We start from the raw sequence: 20,591 nt of genomic DNA on the forward strand, positions 1-20,591 counted from the left end.
CCAAACCCCTACAAAACATCTGGGATTGTTGTACTACAAATTTGTAGCATTAGGAAAGTTGAAAATAGCCGGAATACCCTGAATCTGTCTTGAGACATACCACCAATAAATCAAGGGATTACCCCTATATTGAAGCTAGGGTAATCCATATCGAACCTAAATTCGACAATGACAGCAGCATGATCTATGTAGTATTTTACTACGGGTCCTTCTTAATATATTGGGTTGGGACGAAATCGGTAAGCCAGACATCGTTTTCAGATAGATAAAACAAATGGCCATCGGCTTGCATGCGGGTGGCCATAATTTCGAGGACTACTGGTTTCCCATGGCGTTGTCCGACTTTGAGGGCTGTTTCTCGATCCTGACTTAAATGTACGTGATGCCGATTCCTTTTTTCAATTCCGTTTTGGAGAATACTATCCACGGACTTTGCTCCTGTGCCATGATAAAGAATTTCGGGGGGATCTACGGGTGTAAACCCATGTTCTATGGTAATGGAATGGCCTTGATTGGCGCGTATCTTAGTCTTGTCGTCATTGAAAGCGAATCGTTTTTTATTATTGGTGTCCACGACATATTGTAGCACCTCGAAATCGACGTCAGGTCCCTTTCCGTTCATTTTTTCCAGCAACTCATCCACGTTGGCCCATCCGGCTTCGTCTAGGGTAAGTCCTATTTTCTCCGGGGCATGCCTTAGCACCAAACTTAGGAACTTGCTTATATGTTTTGTTTGTTTTTCGGTCATTTTCCTATTCAGTTCATTGAAAAGAGGATCAAATATAGAAAAACAAACTCCTTCACTGAAGTGTAAGCTTATGGAAAGAATTAATGGCGTAATACCTCAGTGCAAAAAGAAATGCAACACTAGTTCCAATGGAATCCTACCACCAGTATCGTATCATCCCATCATTACCAACCCCTATTATACCCACTAATGGGTATTTAACTCAAGGACAGGGACAGCTACTTTTGACTCATAACTAATATTTAATCTATTAAAATGAGAAAGCTAACCCTTCTATGTATCCTATTTGTGAGTACGCAATTTCTTACTGCCCAAAGAAGAACTAATGAAATCGATAGTACGCACAATAATATAACCACTACTGTTATTGATCTAGATTTATCCAGACCGGAATACAACAGTGTAGAGCATTCGGGCAACGAGAAAAGTCTTGTCGCAGATGCCAAAAGCCCTATCGCTTTTAGACTCTCAAACGGAAACCCCTTTAGATATACCTATGTACTGGACTTTAAGAAAGTGAATCTATTCTCGGATATCGATTTCAATTTTGAAAGAACAACCGATACAGGTCAAAGTATGCTCGAAGAGATGAAAGCAGACGGGACTGCAAAGACCATAGAGGAGCTTCAAAAAGACCTGGAAGAAGAAATCGTGAAGTTGGATGAAGAAATATCCATCTATATAGCACAATTGATCGCTTCGGAAGTCATCGATTTTGATGACCTAAGGCTTAAACGTAAAACATACGTTGAAACCCTAGCTTCTCAAGAAGCTGGAAAAGAGGAAATTCAAGCAAAAATTGACGGCGATGCAAGTGCAACCGATGCTGTGAAGAATAAGCAAAAGGAGATCGAGAGCAAACTAAAGCTAGTAGAGGAGAAAATTAAAAAATTGCTTTCTGCAAAGAACGACGCCTATCTATTACCCATAGATGTAAATGGAGATAATATAGACTATGTGGAAGTTCAGTTGGATGTATATGAACTGGATGCCACCGTTCCTCAAACCTATACCTATAAGGTGTGGATTCGCGGAGGATTTAAAATTGACTTTAGCGGAGGGGCATTCATTACTTCCTTATTCGATCAGACATTTTCAACCGCAGTGGTCACCGAAGATGATGGCAATGGAAACAACGTAAACACAGATCGAAGCACCATTAGACAAGATGACCTTGGGGATTATGACTTTGGGCTTGGGATGTTGGTAAATATCACCTATCGAAGCAATGGATGGGTAAAACCTTCCCTAAATTTTGGAACCTTGGTGACCGACAGACAGAGTTTTCAACTGTTAGCAGGCGGTGGACTTATCCTCGGAAAAAATGAACGTTGGGTATTTCATGCTGGAGTATCCATGGGACGAGTGGATGTTTTGAAGAACGGCTTCGAGGCCGATGGAGAAACCGAATATGTCTTGGATGGACAAGGCAATGTTCCTACAAATGAGAAGTTCAAATTTGGACATTACTTTGGGGTAACCTACAACTTGAGCAGTCCTAAATCCAATAAATAGTTCATTCAAATCGTCAATACAACCACAAGACTAGCATAAAACAAAAAAGCCATCCCAAACAAATGGGATGGCTTTTAACCTAAGTACAAACAAAACAATTATGAAGCTTTAGTCTTGATAGTATTTTTGGGGTATCGTTAATCCATGGCTTGAATGGACACATCTCCAATGGTAAGTCCTTTCTTAAGCTTGGCATTACCACTATATCTAACGTTGGCATCGCCATAAGCAGTTACCTTAAGAAGCTCGGAAACGTTTAATTGAATATCACTCTCGCCATAGGCCGTTAGCTTGGTCTTATCATTATCTATACCTACTGCATTCACTCGACTCTCACCATAGGCAGTTATTTTTTGCTCATCAATACTTCCGGATTTAAACTCCAAATAACTCTCTCCATGAATGGAAATATTTATTTTATTCAGCTTCAGGCTATCGAAATAAACCCACGATTCCCCGAAGATTTTCAAATCCAAATCATTTTGGTTGAAAGCACTGGTAAAATTGATCTCTTCTTCCCCTCGAATCGAAATATCCTGCAGGTTCTTGTAACTTACGGAGACCGTAAGGACCGTTCCCTTATAAAGAGGTTTACGGATTCTTTCTCCATTGATAACTACCTCTTCACTTTTGGTCACTTCCTTGGCGCCATCTAAATAAATGCGTAGCGTTTTACCCTTTACTTCGATGTTTACCTTGTCCTTGTCTACATTGCAACTCTCTATTACAACTGCTTCGCTCTTCCCTTCCTCAAAGGTTACGGCCACATGTGGGCTAATGATTACTTTTTCAAAAGAATCTACCGCAACGGTTTCTTGGGCCGTCATGATTCCGAATGCCATAAGCATAAGAATTACTGTGGGTACGAATTGCTTTTTCATTTTATCCTGTTTTAATTATTGAATTTCATATTGATCGCATTCCTCATCCTAAAAATCCTTCCACAGTTTACGCAATGGCAAGGTTGGATGAAAATAGTTGGTCGTTTAAGTACCGTAAAACGGTAATTTTATGAGTAGTATCTACCAGAAACGGAATATTGTCACTATTCTCATAAGACACCATCTTTACGGGTAATTCGTTGATTATATCGGTTATTTTCTCTGCATTTTTATCCTGGCTCAGCGCTTCTCCCACAATACAGATAATACTATGATCGAAGTAGGCTGTTACCGAAGATTCCTTTCTTAGATCGGCTATGATTTCATTAAGACGACTTGTATTCTGGATAGCCAGTGATACCGAATCTCCTGAAATCGTAAACATATCTACGGTAGCCTTGTGTTTACTAAGGATCTCTGAGGCGGAAGATACATACTGGGAAAGGGAAATGTTTCGATTTATCCTTACTTTAAGTAAGGTAATTCCATCTTTTGCAGCAATCGCCTTAATGCCTTTTTTTAATGCCTTATTCGAAATGACGGTTCCTTCGGCAGTAGGATCGAAAGTGTTTTTCAAAATAAGCGGTATATGTCTGTCCTTGATCGGAATCATCGTCTTAGGATGTAAAATCTTCGCTCCAAAAAAAGCTAGGTCGGCCGCCTCTCCATACGAGATTTGAGGTATGGAAAAGGTTTCAGCAACATATCTGGGATCATTGTTGTGGAGCCCATTAATATCTGTCCAAATCTGAACTTCGTCTGCATTTACAGCGGCGCCAATAATGGTAGCCGTATAATCACTCCCACCTCTTTGAAGATTACTCAAAGTCCCTTTTTTATCCCGACAAACAAACCCTTGGGTAATGTAGATATCCGTAGGTTCCTCATGTTGTAATTCTGCTCTAAGTTTCGAAGTAACCTTTTCAATATTGGGTGTTTCCAAAGAATCTATATACATAAAATCCTTTGCCTTAAGCAGTACATTGTGAACACCAGATGCGGTAAGAAACTTAGAAAAAATGACAGTTAGTAGCTCTTCCCCCAATGTAAGAATTTGGGAAGTGTTTATTTGAGAGGAATCCCTTAGTACAAATTTTCTTACTTCTGAAATCAAACGATCTATATGCGCCTTGGTTTCCTTCCTTGTTGCTGGACTATCGATAAGATCTTCAATAAACGCATGGTGCTGTTTTTGAAGCAAATCCAAACTGTTTTCTGCGGCAACCGTTTGGTTTTCTTTTACATGCCCTGCAAGCACCACTAGGCGATCGGTGACCCCTTTAATGGCGGAGCAAACCACAATTTTCTTGCCTTGGGTTTGTTTCAGCAGTCCACGTATGGTGTGTAAATTTTTAATCGATCCCACAGAGGAACCCCCAAATTTTAGCACTTTTATCATAGTATTTCAATGAGATTATAGGTCTTGGTTTTCTTATTGAAGAGGAACTTTAAATTCCGTTCAAAATCGCATATCACTTAGGCAAAGGCTTCTTTAAGATGGGCGATACAGATGTCTGTATTTTGCCCTTTAAAAGCAATATGGCATTTGTAATTCTCCTGAACATCCAACTCTTCCAAAAAGAAAGTTTCATTGTCTACTACCGAAGCATTATCGATGATTTCGAAAGAGTTCAAGGGTATAGAGAGCCCCATTCCATTGGCCTTTAAGGTAGCTTCCTTCTGTGTCCAATAGTCATAAAATGCAGTTTGCTTATCGGAAGCCGAACATATTTTTGTCCATTCACTGGGTGTCATCTGCTTTTGAAAGTCCTGCACATTTATTTCACCCATAATTTCAATGTCCACCCCAATATCGCATACATCGGTAATCGCACATACTACGATATCCCCGGAATGCGAAATATTGAATTTAATGTCTTTGTCCTTCAGGAAGGGTTTGTTGTACTCGTTATAGAAAATCTCTCCTTCCCCAGCATAATTGTGTTGTTGTAGCCCATAGCGCAGCAACAATCTCCCTAAAATGGATAACTGTGCATCTTGCCACCTGCGATACTTAAGAACACGCTCTTGGTACTCCCTAGGAAAACTAGGCAGAAACCGCTTGAGAAGATCATCATGAACTTCTTTAGAGATATATGTGTAATATAGGTTCGTCATCACTAGACTATTTATATAATTTGGATGTAAGGTTTCCCTTTAAGAAATTGATTCATACACCAAGGCCTCCACGGCCCCAGCAGCAGCATTAATAACCCCTACGTCGGTTTTAACGGCAGACATGCGCACAAAGGCACCTCCGTAGGTGTTTCCGAAACCGAAGGTTCCCCAAATTAACTTGTGGGGAGCCCATTCGTTATCCGAATTGGGGGCCCAAAAATCTATAGAGTCGCTAAACTCCTGTGCGATATAGGAGGTATTCCCCAAGGATTCCTGTATGGCATTTTCCCAAGCTTCGGCACTTAAAAATTTTCCGACATGGACATTGATTCCCTGAAAACCATTGGCGACCTTGATCACAAACTGGTTTTGTTTCGAGCGAAGCAATTCCACTAAGTCGTATTCCTGTTCCCTAAACATTACTTTTTTGTCTTCCATAATCGCAGTCCACGGAATGCTATTGAGTATGATCTGATTATCGGCCGTAGAGAACATTCTCTTTTCGGCCAACTCCCTTAGTAATGCTAGGTTTCTCTTGTCTTTGTTTAATAATTCCCCCAAATGATCGGGCCAGTATACTTTGTCTAAGATAAATGCCCTAAACACTTCGGGTGGAAGTTCCTTTTCGTCCATTTTTAGAAAACCATGAATGCGTTTACCATCAATGAAAAGTTCACTTCCTATAAGTTGAAGCGATGAAAGATCTCCGGAGTATACCCCGCCGGTTAGTCCCTTCTTTTCCAGCACTTCCTTCATGAGTTCATCCAAAAATGCGATCATGTATGCATTGGATGTTTTTTCTTCGTCATCTATAGAAATATAGATGTTCACCTCCTGCCGTACATCATCCACGTACTGGCGGATTTTATCAATAAGGAATTCTAGGTATTTGTACTGTGTATTCCTAAACACAATTTCATGACCCGACTCCAATTCGGCAATCTTCGGATGTAGTTTGCGCAAAATGGGCAAGAAACTGCAGATTTGCCATCCTCCTATTCCCGAACCGATATTGGCTTCTAAGACCTTTAGACCTTCTGATGTGAGCACGACATCCAAACGGCAACTCACCTCAACCCGCTTCTTATGGCACATAAGGGCAAATTCCGTCACCGTTTCATTTCCATTGAAATAGAAATCGGCCATGTCCTTTACAGAATCGTCAAAATACAATGCCGGGATTTGCGCCAAGTATTGAGGAAGCTTGGCGCTAATTTCCCTAAAGCTAGCGGCCGTTTTACGATCTATGACCACGGGCCACGCACTCACGGGATATTCGAAATGCTTGAAAATAGCTGGCACTTCGGGAGTATCGGTATCTATCCAAGCAGGTACGTTCCCCTCATTTTTAATAAGTGCCTCGTATTTATCGGATAGAATGGTAGGTCTTTTTTCCATAATGGTCGGTTTATCTATCATAACAGTTGAATAAGCAGTTCTTAAAGTGATTAAAATGGATTTTAGTTTCTTATTTCGTACACGATAGCTTCTGTAGCTCCTGTATTGGAATTAATTACTCCCTTATCATTGCTGGACGGTAACATTCTTACCCAAACACCACCGTATACCTCTCCAAAACCAAAAGCTCCCCAAATAAGTTTGTGAGGCGTCCATTGATTTTGTTCATTAGGAGCCAGAAAATCCAGCGATTCACTGTATTCCTGAGCTATAAAAGCAGTCTTGCCAAAAGCAAGCACCAAGACATCGTCCCAGTCATCTTCTGCTAAAAATTTACCTATATAAACATGGTTCCCTTGAGATCCGTTTGCGATCTTAACTACGAACTCATCTTTTCTTTCCTTTAAGAGGTTAGCAAGATTATGTTCACTTTCTTTATACATCACATGTTTGTTTTCTACGACGGTGGTCCAAGGAATATGTGCCTTAATAAGTGCATTCTCTTCCTCCTCAAAAGCTCCTTGCTCTGCCAATTGTGTAAGTAAAGCCAGGTTTCTTTTGTCCTTTAGGAAACGATTGGCCAAATGGTCCGGGAAATAGATGTTATCCGATATAAAGGATCTGAATACTTCTTGCGATATTTCTCCAGAAGCCGCATCTACTATGAGCACAGCGTCTATAGTGGTTTCTTTCAAAAAAAGCCTTCCATTCTTCTGATGTAAAGAGGCAATAGCATCGGTATAAACCCCTCCTTTGAGTCCTCGTTTGTCCAGTTCGGCACTAAGGATCCCAGAAAAATAATCGACAGCACTTTTCTTAAAGGCCGCATGAGGTACCTTGTCCATTCCCAGAAATACATTGATCTCGGTAATTTCACCTCCAATGGTTTCACAAATATTGTCCACAATGAACTGCATATAGAGTTCCTGAGTGTTTCTTGAAACAAAATCGGGAGCAGACGCTAGATTGTTCATTTGGGAATGTGTATTCCTCACAAAGGGTTCGAAATATTGCATTTCCTTTCCGCCAATGGCAGAACCCATGTTAATTTCCAATACTTTAAATCCACCAGTGGTCGCAGTTAAATCCAAACGACAGCTGGTTTCAATATTCTTAGTATGGCAAATCATAGCGAGTTGTGCCAGCATTTCATTCCCGTTGAAATAAAAATCGGCCATGCTCGAATTGTCATTCTTAAAGTATTTGGATGGAATTTCCTTTAAAAGCTTCGGAAGCTTAATGCTAAGCGTCTTTAGTTTGGATGCATATGCCTGGTCTATCAAAACGGGCCATGCACTTATGGGATATTTAAATCCCTGCAATACACCTGGCAATTTGCTTTGATCTATCGTTAACCTTGGAAGTATGTCTGTTTTCGTGTTTTCTATAAAGTCATCAAATTTGTTTAATAGAATAGTCTTTGTTTTGGTCATCTTTTAATTAGAGATTCATGAAATATGGAGTAAGCTTGCCCAAAGCAATTTTGGGCCGGTATTATGTAATTAAAAGACATCGTGGGGAAATGTCGTTTATTTTAGGTCGGGGGTTTGTTATACTATCCCCCAATAAAGGAGATAGGTCGCGATTAACATGTTTGAAAAAATAAATGAGAAAACGACACTTCGTTCTTGGATTTTCTTCAAGCTAATAATGAAATAAATGAATAATAGGGCTACCAATACCACAAATAACAATGATAGGGTAAACAAATAGTTGAATTGCTCTGGAAGACCGAAGGCGAGAACATAAAAGTTCTGCTCGGATGTTTTCAGTAAGGCCAGAATCAATCCTACCAAAGTGGTAATCCCCAATAGGGCCACCAACAGACTGGATCCTCGCACGAGCGCATCGGATAAGTTGGTGTACCTTTTTCTTATAATTTTAACTAGATATGTTGCACTAAAGCCAATCATGAGTAACAGAGCAATGGCTAGCGGCCCTAGAAACAATGGGTTTACTTGAGTTAAACTATTACCCATACTGGCAACCCCGTTGTTTAGGCTTATTCCTTTGGCAAAATCAATGGCATCTGCTTCTAGAAAAGTATCTTCATCGAGCGTTGCATTGGGATCCTCCAAAAATGTCGTTGCTATGTTCTTACCAATTCTTGTAAAACTGGGAGTGTGTCCATAGGTAAAGCCTGTTATATTCGTGCTGTTTGCATACTTTTCGGTAACGCGTTGCCCATTTTCCCATGGTGTTATAGGATCGAATTCTCCCGAAAACACCAATACGGGCGCCTTTAGCACGGCTGTACTATCCGCGGATGTAAAAGAAGGCAAAGTGGTATTCGAGTTCCATTGATCGCATACTTTGAAGTCGGAACCATAAAAGGAAACCCCTCCTTGCAAACCAGCATATTGTTGGGCATTGAGTGCATATGCATCATTAGAATTTTCTGGCAAAGCTTCATTGCAACTTACACAATAATATACCCCGTAATCCATGCCCAAAAGACTGGAAAATGCTTCTACCAAATTCCCCAAGGCCTCTTCATTACGGTCGTGAAACTGATACACCAACAAGGGTATTATTTCAATGAGGCTCTTACGATATAAGGCCTGCTGAATCGCAATTTTAAAATCCTCCGCATTGTAGGTAAACTCACCCGAGGGAATCATTTTCTTCTTGGCTTTCACAGTAAGCGGTTCGTCCTTTAACTGCGCAATGGTCTCGTAATACACCTTTTCAAGATCTGGATATTGATCGCTGCACTCTGGGTCATTTTCACATTTCTCGAATACCTTCCGCAAGCTCCCCATATAATTACTGGTGTTCTTGCTATAGTAAGTGGTTATGTCATCTATGGCGGAGTCTAAAACGAGTGACCTTATATCCTCAGGATATTGATCGGCATATACTTGAGACATATGCGTTCCATAGGATACGCCATAGATATTCCAAGTGTCGTACCCGAGCTCTGTTTTCAATGTGTTTAAATCCTTAGCTACTGCCTGACTGTGATACCCGCGTATATCGATATCACGATTTAAAAGGTCCTGCTTACATAGTAGCGAAGCCGCTACTTTCTGTCTTTCGTCTTCTTCTACCGATTGGTCCTTTGCCAAAATCTGCAGAAACTCTTCGCCCAAATCCGGACATAACCGAGGTTCAGAAAAGCCTGTTCCCCGAACATCCATCAATACGACATCCTTGGTTTCCCTTACAGGATGGTATAACCAGGTGCGGATGTTTTGAATACCGCTGGCACCCGGACCTCCCTGAACGAATACTACTGCATCGGGATCGTCGCTTTTGGACCAGCTCTTTAACACACAAACGGCAACCTTAATGGTATTGGCTTCCTTATCTTCCCAATTTTCGGGCACGTTTAAGAATCCCCATATCACTTCTTCTTCTGCCAATGCGTCCGAATTAGGATAAAAAGGTTCGGCCTTTTCAAATGTGGGAGACTGCGCCCAACCTAAGGTTCCCCCCAATTGAAATAAAAGGAATAAAACCAATGGTCGTAGGTTCCACCGTGTGAAACTTTTCATGCTATTTTTCATTTCTTTCTATTTAAAAATTGAAACTTATATCGATGGCTTCCTCTTTCTCGAAAGCCAGATCTATATCTAGGGATCCGACACTTACCTCAGGCTGTTCAACGATTTGTTCCAGCATTTTTTGGTATTTAAGAACGAGCAGGTCTAGCGTAGCTTTTTCATACTTGTCGGTATCATAATGAATAGTCCCCGAAAGGGCATCCCCTACTTCTGAAAGATCAAAGAGTATAGGGAGTCTGCTATAACTGTTGTGAAGGGTGTACGGGCGCAATTTCAAGTCATCCGTTAGCCGAATGTCATCACTTTGAAAGAAGGTGTTCTGCAATACAAACAGTACATCTACTCGAAGGGATTTGTAGATCGATTCAGGGATATCCTGATATTCATCTATGGTTAACAAATCGTCATGAACCCTTTGCAATACTTCCGAAAAGATCTGCGATGATTCAATTCGTGTACGTAAAGGCAAAGTCTTCACGAACATGCCTATCTGCGATTCCGATTCGGGAAAGTTACGTCCCGAATTAACCGTCCCTATACATAGGTCCTCCTTTCCCTTCCATGTGTGAAGGGTACACGTAAATGCTGTTAAGAGCAACGAATGCAGCGAACAGTTGTACTTAGTCGCCAATTGCTCCAAGCTTTGCTTCAGCTCCTTGTTAATGGCAAAGTCGGTGACAGCGGCTTGATTATTTTCTTCGGCATACGAGTGGTCAACAGGAATGACAGGAGACCACGTATAATTTCGTAAATATTGTTTCCAATACCTTTCATTATTTGATGTTGAAAGGGCCTCTCTTCCCTCCTGCCAAACGGCGTAATCCTTAAACTGAAAATTGAGCGAAGGTATGGGCGTAAGGGAATTCGATATTCCGTTTTTGTAACGGCGCATCAATTCACCAATAAGCACATCCAAGGACCAAGCGTCCATGATAATGTGGTGTGTTGCAAATGCTACGTAGATATTTCCTTTTTCATCTTTAAAAACACCCAATCGTACCAATAGGTCATTGGATAAGTCGAAGGCTTCGTGAACATAAGACTGTATACACTCTTCGAGTAAACTTTGCTCTATAGTAAAGGTATCGACCTTAAAATTCGTATCCGTAGTGCTTATCTTCTGCTTTAACTCTCCTTGGTTCTCGACAAATTGTGTTCTTAATATCTCGTACTTATCAATAATATTTTTGAAAGCGCTTTCCAATAGCTCCGTATCTAATTCACCCGTTACTTGATAGACTGAAAACATATTGTAGCCTATGGATCGCTCCTTCTTTTGAGATGCCAACCACATAGGATACTGGCTGGTGGTAACAGGAAACGATGTTCCTTCTGTTACCTTGGCAATAGGAGCATATCCTTCCTTGAGCTTCGAGGCTATCTGGGCAGCCAATGCTCTTACAGAGTCATGATAAAAAATCGTTCTTAACGAAAGCTGAATTTGGAATTCGTTAGCAATTCTACTTATTAGCTTTACAGCATTGAGGGAATGTCCGCCAAGCGCAAAAAAGCTATCGGTAGTACTAAAATCATCCTCCAGCCCTAGCACTTCTCGATACATTTGTAAAATTTGATGCTCTAATACTGATTCCGGTAATTCCGTTACCTCATCTACCATAGGGACTACTTCCCTTTGGGCCAGTTCCTTTCTATCAATTTTATTGTTCGGGGTTTTCGGAAAAGATTCCAAGGTCATTATGGCACCAGGAATCATATACTCGGGTAACTTCTCCCGAAGTGTTTTTAAACAATCTCTTTCATCAAGGGACTCGCTATTTTTCATCACATAAGCGATAAGGCGGGCATTGCCTTCTGAGTCTTTCTTGGCTACTACCACAGAATCCTTAATTTCAGGCAATGCATTGAGTGCTGTTTCCACTTCACCCAACTCAATTCGATAGCCTCGAATCTTCACTTGTTGATCGACTCTTCCCATAAACACCACTTCCCCATTTTTATTCCATCGGGCCAAATCGCCTGTACAATACATTCGCTTACCTGTTTTGAATGGATCGGCAATGAACTTATCGTCGGTAAGCTCCTTGTTTTTATAATATCCTTGAGCTAGACCTTCCCCTGCGATGTACAACATCCCAGGAACTCCAGTTGGCTGGAGATCCAGCTTATCGTCTAAAATGTAAAGCTGGGTATTGAGTATGGGTTTGCCAATAACACCTGCATGACTTGGATCACTAATTCTCTTGCAACTGGACCAAATTGTGGTTTCTGTTGGACCATACATATTCCAAAGGGAACTACAGGTATTCAACAGTTTAGCTGCTAGTGATTCACTTAACAGATCCCCACCGCAAAGCACGCTAAGACCCTTATCCCCTTTCCAACCTGCATTGTATAGCATTTGATAAAAACTCGGAGTCCCTTGAATTACCGAAGGTTTCACTTCATCCAGTCGTTGTAACAATGCCAAAGGATCCGTTAGCTCTTCGTTAGAGGCAATATAAACCGAGGCTCCCGCAACCAGAGGGAGGAAGAACTCCAATATTGAAATATCGAAAGACTGTGTGGTTACCGAAAACAAAACATCTTCCTTGGTAAGCCCCGGCTTTATTTTCATGCTCACTAGAAAATTAAGTAGTGCCTCATGACCTATGGCTACTCCTTTTGGCAATCCTGTAGATCCAGAGGTATAAATGATATAAGCGGTTTCCGATGGAGCCACGGGGATTGGTTCGAAGTTCGAATCCTCCCCAATTAGCATCTCATCAATATCCATGAAGGTTACCGAATGATCTAACCTTATACCTAATTCCTGTGTGCCTACAACTCCTTTCACATCACTGTGCGACAGAATGTGTGCAATCCGCTCTTGTGGAAAATTGGGGTCCAATGGGATAAAAGCCCGCCCCGTTTTAAGTATTCCCAAAAATGTAGCCACCATATTAGCGGAGCGATTCATAAGAACCGCTACTGGCGATTTGTTTTCGGTCCCAAATTGTTTCTGAAGGGCATTAGCCAACTTATTCGAAGTTGCATCCAATTCCGTATACGAGTAACTCCGTGTGCCGTCCCATATGGCTCTCTTATTAGGATCAGCCTTTAACTGATCATTGAAGAACGCCAACAAGGTTTGCGATTTTGGGTAATAGAATGTCGTGTCATTGAATGTTTCCAACAACTGTACTTCTTCCTTTTCTGTTAGGTATTTATAGCTACTCAGCTTTTGTTGTGGCTGTTCAATAACTTCATATGCTAATTGTTCAAAGTGTGCCACCACTTGCTCCATTTCGGAGGCATCGAAGTAGTTGATGTTGTAGTCGAAATCTATTTTAACGTCTTCTTCTGCATCGAACTCGCGAATGTATAATGCCAATGCAACACGTTCTGCCTCGTGTGATAACGGAACTACAGAGGTTCGGGTGTTTTTGAAATGATCGGCATAGTTTTGCTTTTCATAGGACAAAGTGATGTTGAATAGACCTTCCTTTTTTTGAAAAAGCCCCAATTCGTTAATCAGTTTTCCGATGGGAAAACGCTGATGGCGATAATCCTGTCGTAATTGTTGACGTATTTGGCCCACAAGATCTGCGAACGTGCTTTCAAAATCCAATGAAATACGAAGTGCTGCCACGCCCATAAACAATCCTACGGTTTTCTTGAATATCGATTTCCCTCGGTTCAACACTGGAAGACCTATGGCAAAGTCTTTATTCTGATGCTTCCGTCCGAAATACATAAAGAGTATGCTCAGGATGATATGAAAGGTAGAACTACGATATTCCTTAGCCAGAGTTTCCAGCTTGTTGTAGGTTTCCCTACGTATCACTAATTCCTTACGCTGACTTTTATTGATGGTCTGTGACTCATCTTTTCTTTTGAACAAGGGTTCTGGCAAGCGCTCAAAACGATCCTTCCAGTATTCCTTGTCGCTCTCAAAACCTTCGGAAGTGGCATATTCCAAATCGTTCGTGACGAACTCCTTATAAGAAAATGGATATTCGGTTTCAATCTTGCCTACTGCGACCAGTTCATTGTAGTTTTTTACCAATCGTTGGAACATTAAGGAAGTTCCCCAACCATCGGTAATGATGTGGTGGTACATGGAAAACAGGTAGTAAAACTGTTCGGCAACCTTGATGAGTACGAACTTATGCAGCATCTCACCAGAAGCAATATCGAACGGCGTCACAAAGGTTTCCTGCATATAAGCATTAGCGTGGACATCGGGGTTCTCCTTTTCAGAAAAATCCAAATATCCCAACACCGAATTGTGCTTAGGAAGAATTTCCATCTCTACCCCATCACCTTTACTAACCAATACACTTCGATATGCATCGTGCTGATCGATCAAGGCAATGTAAGCTTCGTTCAAAATTTCATATATGATATTCCCTTTCAAAACAATCTTAGCCCCGATGTTATAGATGGGATCTTCGGGATGTAATAATTGTTCAAAATAGATATCCTGTTGTGGCAATGTCAATTTCATAAGATCTAATTTTTTTGAAATGAGAATTTCGTGTTTGTAGCAGGCCTATATAGGCACGGGGTTCCTTCCCATGATGCATGGGATCGGTCATTTTCAATAAGATATTGTTGGAAATATTAGGCCCAGGTTACCTCTTTAAGGCTCTCCTTAGACTGTACTTTTACGTCGTGTACAATACGACCATAATCGAATTTTATAATTCTATCTGCACTATCGAAATAGGCATCATCATGAGTTACCGCAATGATTGTTTTTCCTTGTGCCTTTAGTTTGGGCACTAATTCTTCGTAGAAGAACTTTCTAAATACCGGATCCTGATCGGCCGCCCATTCATCTAAAATCAAAATAGGTTTGTTCTCCAAAAGGGCAAAGATCATCGACATTCGTTTGCTCTGTCCTTTGGAGAAACTTCTTCGCGCAGAAGCATCTTTATCATCGGTAACAACACCCTCCAATCGCATAAGTTCTAATAGGGACTTGTATTCGGTGTTCCCTTCTAAAGTGTATTCATCATAGTTATTAGAAAACAAATGATTGTTGGTGAAAATGGCCGCTATAGAGTCTTCCATTTCGCCATTGATGCTTGCACAAGGTCTTCCATTAAGATAGATTTCTCCTTTACTGGGTTGATACAATCCTGTAAGCACATTAATAAACGTACTCTTACCAGAACCATTTCCTCCTACAATGAACATCACTTCCCCTTTGTTTATTTCCAAATCTATAGGTCCTAAAGCAAAGGTGGGTTCATCATCTTCACTAGTGTAGTTGAAGCATACATCTTCAAAACTCAATGAGTTGAATTCTTCGGTGGAAGGCTGAAGGGTTTCTTCTGCATTCATATCGATCTGGAAGTCTCCCATAAATTTGTTGATACGTCTATTGGCTACGATAAATCGTGTATAGCTCTGTTGAAGGTTGATAAGGTTGTTAATAGGTCCAGAAATGAACAGGATAACCACTACATAAGCAATAACATCGGCCCGATCCAAGATATTCAGAGCCGGAAGCCCGAATATAATGGCGGCGATCACGAAGTACAAACCGTATTGGCTAATCATATTGATGGACAAAAAGATATAATTCACTTTAAAATCCAACTGCTCCGATTTGTCTCGGTTAGGACTTAAATAATTGTCCATCAAATTTCTTCTACGGCTTGAGCTTAGCTTCAGTTCTTTAAACCCGTTAATGAGATCCTTTACGTATCCATAGTAGTACTCATTGTACTTTCGCAACGTCGCTATTTGATGCGACATAGAGTTCATTACGATGAAGTAACACACAGCTACCATTACGATGAGAGCCAGAACGATCGTTGCTGAGACAGCCGAGAGGGTAAACATATAGATGATCCCCAGAATGAGCATGAGCAAGGAACTTACTGTATGTGTAATGGTATATGGTAGACTGGCAAAGGTTCGCAAGTCTTCCATAGCGGTGTAAAAACGTTCCGTTCCGAACTTTTCTAGGGTTTGCAGCGGTGCCTTTAGTATTTGATTGAACAAGTTCTTCTCGTTGTCGTACAACATCTTAAATGTGAACTTGTTGAGTCGCTTCTGAAATACGATATTCAGCAAATAAGCGTAGCAAATCGCCGATAAAAACACGATGATCATATAGCTTCCCAGAAAGGCTTCGTTACCCGAAAGCACGTTATTGATGATATAAATGATACCGAAACTCAAAAACGTATTGGGCACGGCATACAACACCAAATAGATGATATTTTTTAAGCTTAGTTTTAACATGTTCTAAATTTTAAGATGTGGATTTATACAAGTAGCTATTTAATGCACCTTAGAATGACAATGGGACATTGGCGAAACCATTAATGGCGCTTGCTATTTGATTTTTGTGTTGGTGGATGAAAAAATGATTGCCTGGAATTACTTTACTTTTAAAATCGGCCAAAGTGAATTGTGCCCAGTTATCTATGCTGTCTACGGTTTCCTCACGATCGCCCATAATGGCGTGGATGGGAACCTTTATCTGCAACCCCCTTTCGGAAAAATCATCCTTCTCAAGGACTTCAAAATCGGCCCGGATAATAGGACTGAAAAATTCATATAGTTCATCGTTTTCCAGCACTTCGGTAGGAATACCTCCTAATTCCCTAAGGGTTTTCTTAAAGTCGGTATCGTTGAGTAAATATCGTTTTACGGCACCGTTTTCTTTTACCCCAGGCCCTGCATTTCCAGAAACCAAAAACAGTTGGGGTGCATCAAGCGCTTCTTCCATTTTTTTGGTAACGGTAAGTCCCAATGTCGCTCCCATGCTATGACCATAAATAATATACGGTTGTTGGTTGCGCAAGGCTTTTATCTGGGCAACATAATCGTCTATGGCTTCTTCCTTGTTTGGGATTAAGTCCTCCTGGAATCGCTTTCCGCGACCGGGTAGTTCCAGTGAGATAAACTCAATATCTTCGTCTATGCTTTCCTTCAGGAAATTGTAGGAATAACTATTCCCTCCCGCAAAATGCAACAGAAAGCACTGTTTTTTGGCTTGTGGATACATGTGTACTTCTTTTTTGAATATTAATTGGTCATGGAAACCAGAATCCTACGGTCCCCTTCGTACGAGTTCCTACCATGACAGGCAAGCTCGTTATCTACAATCAGGATTTCGTTTTTATTCCAAGTAGGCGCAATGGTGATGGAGTCTATGGTCGCTAAGATCTCCTCTATCATCGCTTCCGAAATCTGGCTACCATCTCCGAATTCCACGAACATCGGGAAGTTGTATGGGTTACGGTACATCCGCTTTAGTCCCTCATATACTTGTTTTCCTAAATGCAACGGGTGAAACTGGTCTATTTGGTTGAACCACACTTTCTCTTGCGTCTGGCGATGCCTAATGATCCCTTTTCGCTTATGAACAAGCCTCACATAGTTATTTTCCCTCCATTCGAAATCGATGCCCAATCGCTCGCAATGCGCTTCCAATTCCCCTTTATCCTGTGTCTCGAAGGTATCCTGCCAAGAAGGCCCCATTCCCATCCCTCCATGGAGGTTACGGATATAGGTAACTCCTTTGTTGTCTATTTCGTCCACAATATCTGGGTTCATCTCTTTTACGATCTTACGTCCGTCTACCAATAAGGTTTCCCCATCTATCGATGGAGGAACCAAACAGCAGAAAATGAGTTTATTGGGCCAGCTGTTAGAATATGACAATTCGTTGTGCATGGTAATCTTCTGGCTACTGGCATACTCTGTAGAGGTGTAAACATTATTCACCACCTTGGTCCGCGGGGAATTTCCGTCTACATATCGTAGAAATTCTTTGGAAATTGAGTTGACCACCGTCTGAAAATGAGAGGGTGTGTCAATTTGTACCCCGTGAAACTTAATGGCTCCATATTGAGACAACAATTCCTCCAACATGGACTCATTACTCTTATAATAATCCGTAAACTCCGCGATATCCACTCCATCGAAATGGATATGCTGGAGAAAATCATCCTGGCTTTTCATGGCTTTAGAATTTTAATGGTTCAAAATTTTAGAAATAGTGTCCCTGCGGAAGTATTTTTCCGTAAAAGAACTTTGTAATATGAGTGTGTGAAAACTAGTCTATAGTCGATCCCTTTCATCTTCGTTTCCGGAATCACGGGCACGAACACGTTTCGTTTTATTTCCGAAGTTGTAAGACAGGGTGAACTTTACGTTTCTAGAACTGTTGTTCTGGTAGTAATTCTGTCTAATTCCGTTGGTAACCCATTCCAGATCACTAGGATCGGTATTGAATATATCGTTAAAGGCCACCGTGAAATTCAATTTCTTGTCCAGCATTCTATAGCGGAAGGAAACACTAAGGTTGTAACTACTTCCGTAATCGAAAAGATCATCACTAAAAGGCGATACGTACTGGAACCCTAAATTACTGGTAAAGGTTTTCTCTTTATTGAGGTTGAAACGGTTATTCGTCGCTCCTAAGAAAAGTGCAGTACCTCGTAAGACTGCGTCTATATCATTATTGGTCAAGGAAGGTTCGTAGTTCACAAAATACAAGGTGTTGTAGTTTTCCCACCAACTTGTGATTTCTTTTCCTCCAGAAACCACTACTCCATAAGAATCCTTTTCAAAATAATTTTCCTGTCTAATAATGGTAAGGTTGCTCTCTTCGAAAGAGAAGGTAACAGGACCAGAACCATCTACTTGCTTAGAGTAGAATACATTCGCATTAATGTATTCGCCTCCCCAACCCAATTCAAAGTTATTGGTGAACGAAGGTCGTAGGAAAGGGTTTCCTTCACTGAATTTGTTACTATCGTAGAAGAAACGGAATGGATTTAAAGCTGAATAGCTCGGTCTATCAATTCTTCTACCGTAACTCGCGTAAAAGGCATGGTTGTCGTTTAAGGTATACTGTAAATAGGCCGTAGGGAAAAACTCGTCATAGTCGATCTCGTTTGTCTGATTGAGCGTAGCCGTAAAAGTCTCGGTCATAATACGCTCAAATCGCAAACCGAGCTTTAATCGCCATTTTTCGGTAAGGTTCTTACTAGCACTTACATACAACGCCTGTATGCTCTCTTTGTATCTAAAATCGTCCGTCTGATTGGGATCCAGAACAGGCTCCCCGGTAATGGTATTGAAAAACTCTGTTTTACTATCGTTTTCAATAAAACTCAACTTTCCACCGTAGGAGAACCGTATTTTTGAAAACGGGTGTTCTACGTCTACACGTGCACTGAAGTTAGTGATGTCCTGATTCGCAAAGTTGTTCGCCTGCGCAATCGTATTCACAAAAACATTGTTTGCATCAAAACTATTGGTTTGGAATGTTCTATCTGTATCCGAACCGTAGTTCAAGTAATCCACATCGACAGAAATCTCTCGTCCCATCGTATCGATTTTATGAATGATGTGTCCGTTAAGGTTGTGATAAACTACCTCCCTCTCGTTGATTCCATTGTTAGAGCGCAAAGAATCCAATACACGGTTAGTATCTAAAATGAGGGTATTGGTTCTATCCGTATAATCGGGAAGGTTATAATTGAACAAATACTGCACTCCCACCGTGGTCTTGTCGGATATATCGTAATCGAAATTAAACTTGGTAGAAAGGAAATCCCTACTGTGTTTTCTATCGGTAAATGCCACCCAAGGGCCCTCTGCGAAAAAGGTTTCCGATCTCAATTGATTCAACTCATCACCAAGACCACCATTCACGCTCAAAAGCATTTGGTACTTATCCTCCTTCAAGGAATAGTTGTTTCTTAAGGAATGCGCAGCATAAGTGGATTGTAAATACGAATAGGAAATGGCATTGTTCCAAGAATTCGCGATTCCTTTCTTAAATACAATGTTGATGAGTCCACTATTTCCGGCAGCATCGTATTTGGCTGGCGGATTGGTAATCACCTCGATCGATTTAATATCGTCTGCCGATATGGTTTGCAAAAAGTTAACCATGTCTTGCCCCGTTAGCGGAGAGATCCTACCATTGATCATTAAGCGCATACCGCTTTTCCCGATCATGGTAATCTCGTTGTTTTTGATAAAAACCCCGGGGGATACCTTAAGGGCATCCATAGCGTCCCCTCCAGTGGCGGCGAGACTGTTCTCTACATTAAATACCAAACGGTCTACTTTTCGTTCGAATACTTTCTTTTTGGCAGTAACCACTACCTCTCCCAGCAATTCGCTGTCTTCGGAAAGTTGTACGACTCCCAAATTAAGGGGTTCGCTTAGTTCGATTTCCTTCTTCCAATCTTTGTATCCCAAATAACCAATGGTTAGCACATAAGATCCTGGGGTTGCTTCTATTACAAACTTCCCGTTTTCGTCACTTATGGCTCCTTGAACCAAATTATTACCTGCATCCGACAAATAAACATTGGCAAAAGCAATGGGGCCAACGACATCGGTAATTTCACCCCGAATTTCAACTTGGGATAAAACAAGATTGGGAAAGGCCAATAAAATAAATAAGAATATACGCTTCATAATGTCTAAGGTTTGTTCAGG

The 20,591-nt window shown here is 41.0% G+C and carries 13 protein-coding genes; 1 reads left to right on the forward strand and 12 read right to left on the reverse strand.

Annotated features, from left to right (window positions below; translation table 11 throughout):
* Positions 1-199 precede the first annotated feature (199 nt).
* A complete protein-coding gene (locus tag POV27_RS11635) occupies positions 200-748 on the reverse strand; it encodes an RNA 2'-phosphotransferase (RefSeq protein ID WP_272862944.1) in 549 nt (182 codons plus the stop codon).
* Between the two features lie 255 nt (positions 749-1,003).
* On the opposite strand from POV27_RS11635, the gene POV27_RS11640 reads away from it, so the two are divergent.
* A complete protein-coding gene (locus POV27_RS11640) occupies positions 1,004-2,263 on the forward strand; it encodes a coiled-coil domain-containing protein (protein WP_272862945.1) in 1,260 nt (419 codons plus the stop codon).
* Positions 2,264-2,400: 137 nt separating this feature from the next.
* On the opposite strand, the gene POV27_RS11645 is transcribed toward POV27_RS11640, so the two are convergent.
* From POV27_RS11645 to POV27_RS11695, 11 genes are all read right to left on the reverse strand, one after another.
* A complete protein-coding gene (locus POV27_RS11645; protein WP_272862946.1) occupies positions 2,401-3,144 on the reverse strand; it encodes a head GIN domain-containing protein in 744 nt (247 codons plus the stop codon).
* 67 nt (positions 3,145-3,211) lie between these two features.
* Positions 3,212-4,543, reverse strand: a complete 1,332-nt coding sequence (locus POV27_RS11650) for an aspartate kinase (RefSeq protein ID WP_272862947.1) — start codon at positions 4,541-4,543, stop codon at positions 3,212-3,214.
* Between the two features lie 77 nt (positions 4,544-4,620).
* Positions 4,621-5,262: a 4'-phosphopantetheinyl transferase family protein gene (locus tag POV27_RS11655; RefSeq protein WP_272862948.1), complete on the reverse strand. Its 642-nt coding sequence runs from the start codon at positions 5,260-5,262 to the stop codon at positions 4,621-4,623.
* A gap of 39 nt (positions 5,263-5,301) precedes the next feature.
* Positions 5,302-6,660 carry a hypothetical protein gene (locus tag POV27_RS11660; RefSeq protein WP_272862949.1) on the reverse strand — a complete coding sequence of 453 codons (1,359 nt, stop codon included), beginning with the start codon at positions 6,658-6,660 and terminating at the stop codon, positions 5,302-5,304.
* A 62-nt stretch (positions 6,661-6,722) separates the two neighbouring features.
* Entirely contained in the window at positions 6,723-8,093 is a 1,371-nt protein-coding gene (locus POV27_RS11665) for a hypothetical protein (protein ID WP_272862950.1), read from the reverse strand.
* 117 nt (positions 8,094-8,210) lie between these two features.
* A complete protein-coding gene (locus POV27_RS11670) occupies positions 8,211-10,157 on the reverse strand; it encodes an alpha/beta fold hydrolase (RefSeq protein ID WP_272862951.1) in 1,947 nt (648 codons plus the stop codon).
* Between the two features lie 22 nt (positions 10,158-10,179).
* A complete protein-coding gene (locus POV27_RS11675; RefSeq protein ID WP_272862952.1) occupies positions 10,180-14,613 on the reverse strand; it encodes an amino acid adenylation domain-containing protein in 4,434 nt (1,477 codons plus the stop codon).
* 116 nt (positions 14,614-14,729) lie between these two features.
* A complete protein-coding gene (locus POV27_RS11680) occupies positions 14,730-16,364 on the reverse strand; it encodes a cyclic peptide export ABC transporter (protein WP_272862953.1) in 1,635 nt (544 codons plus the stop codon).
* Positions 16,365-16,413: 49 nt separating this feature from the next.
* Positions 16,414-17,133: a thioesterase II family protein gene (locus tag POV27_RS11685; RefSeq protein WP_272862954.1), complete on the reverse strand. Its 720-nt coding sequence runs from the start codon at positions 17,131-17,133 to the stop codon at positions 16,414-16,416.
* A 20-nt stretch (positions 17,134-17,153) separates the two neighbouring features.
* A complete protein-coding gene (locus POV27_RS11690; protein WP_272862955.1) occupies positions 17,154-18,092 on the reverse strand; it encodes a TauD/TfdA family dioxygenase in 939 nt (312 codons plus the stop codon).
* A gap of 99 nt (positions 18,093-18,191) precedes the next feature.
* On the reverse strand, positions 18,192-20,570 hold the full coding sequence (locus tag POV27_RS11695; protein WP_272862956.1) for a TonB-dependent receptor: 2,379 nt from the start codon (positions 20,568-20,570) through the stop codon (positions 18,192-18,194).
* Positions 20,571-20,591 lie beyond the last annotated feature (21 nt).

It is taken from the genome of Aureisphaera galaxeae (assembly GCF_028561275.1).
Taxonomy (GTDB): domain Bacteria; phylum Bacteroidota; class Bacteroidia; order Flavobacteriales; family Flavobacteriaceae; genus Aureisphaera; species Aureisphaera galaxeae.

Coding starts and splice junctions, on each gene's coding strand:
- POV27_RS11670 (WP_272862951.1), bottom strand. CDS start 10,157: ATGAAAAGTTTCACACGGTGGAACCTACGACCATTGGTTTTATTCCTT.
- POV27_RS11680 (WP_272862953.1), bottom strand. CDS start 16,364: ATGTTAAAACTAAGCTTAAAAAATATCATCTATTTGGTGTTGTATGCC.
- POV27_RS11695 (WP_272862956.1), bottom strand. CDS start 20,570: ATGAAGCGTATATTCTTATTTATTTTATTGGCCTTTCCCAATCTTGTT.
- POV27_RS11660 (WP_272862949.1), bottom strand. CDS start 6,660: ATGGAAAAAAGACCTACCATTCTATCCGATAAATACGAGGCACTTATT.
- POV27_RS11675 (WP_272862952.1), bottom strand. CDS start 14,613: ATGAAATTGACATTGCCACAACAGGATATCTATTTTGAACAATTATTA.
- POV27_RS11665 (WP_272862950.1), bottom strand. CDS start 8,093: ATGACCAAAACAAAGACTATTCTATTAAACAAATTTGATGACTTTATA.
- POV27_RS11635 (WP_272862944.1), bottom strand. CDS start 748: ATGACCGAAAAACAAACAAAACATATAAGCAAGTTCCTAAGTTTGGTG.
- POV27_RS11690 (WP_272862955.1), bottom strand. CDS start 18,092: ATGAAAAGCCAGGATGATTTTCTCCAGCATATCCATTTCGATGGAGTG.
- POV27_RS11640 (WP_272862945.1), top strand. CDS start 1,004: ATGAGAAAGCTAACCCTTCTATGTATCCTATTTGTGAGTACGCAATTT.
- POV27_RS11655 (WP_272862948.1), bottom strand. CDS start 5,262: ATGACGAACCTATATTACACATATATCTCTAAAGAAGTTCATGATGAT.
- POV27_RS11645 (WP_272862946.1), bottom strand. CDS start 3,144: ATGAAAAAGCAATTCGTACCCACAGTAATTCTTATGCTTATGGCATTC.
- POV27_RS11685 (WP_272862954.1), bottom strand. CDS start 17,133: ATGTATCCACAAGCCAAAAAACAGTGCTTTCTGTTGCATTTTGCGGGA.
- POV27_RS11650 (WP_272862947.1), bottom strand. CDS start 4,543: ATGATAAAAGTGCTAAAATTTGGGGGTTCCTCTGTGGGATCGATTAAA.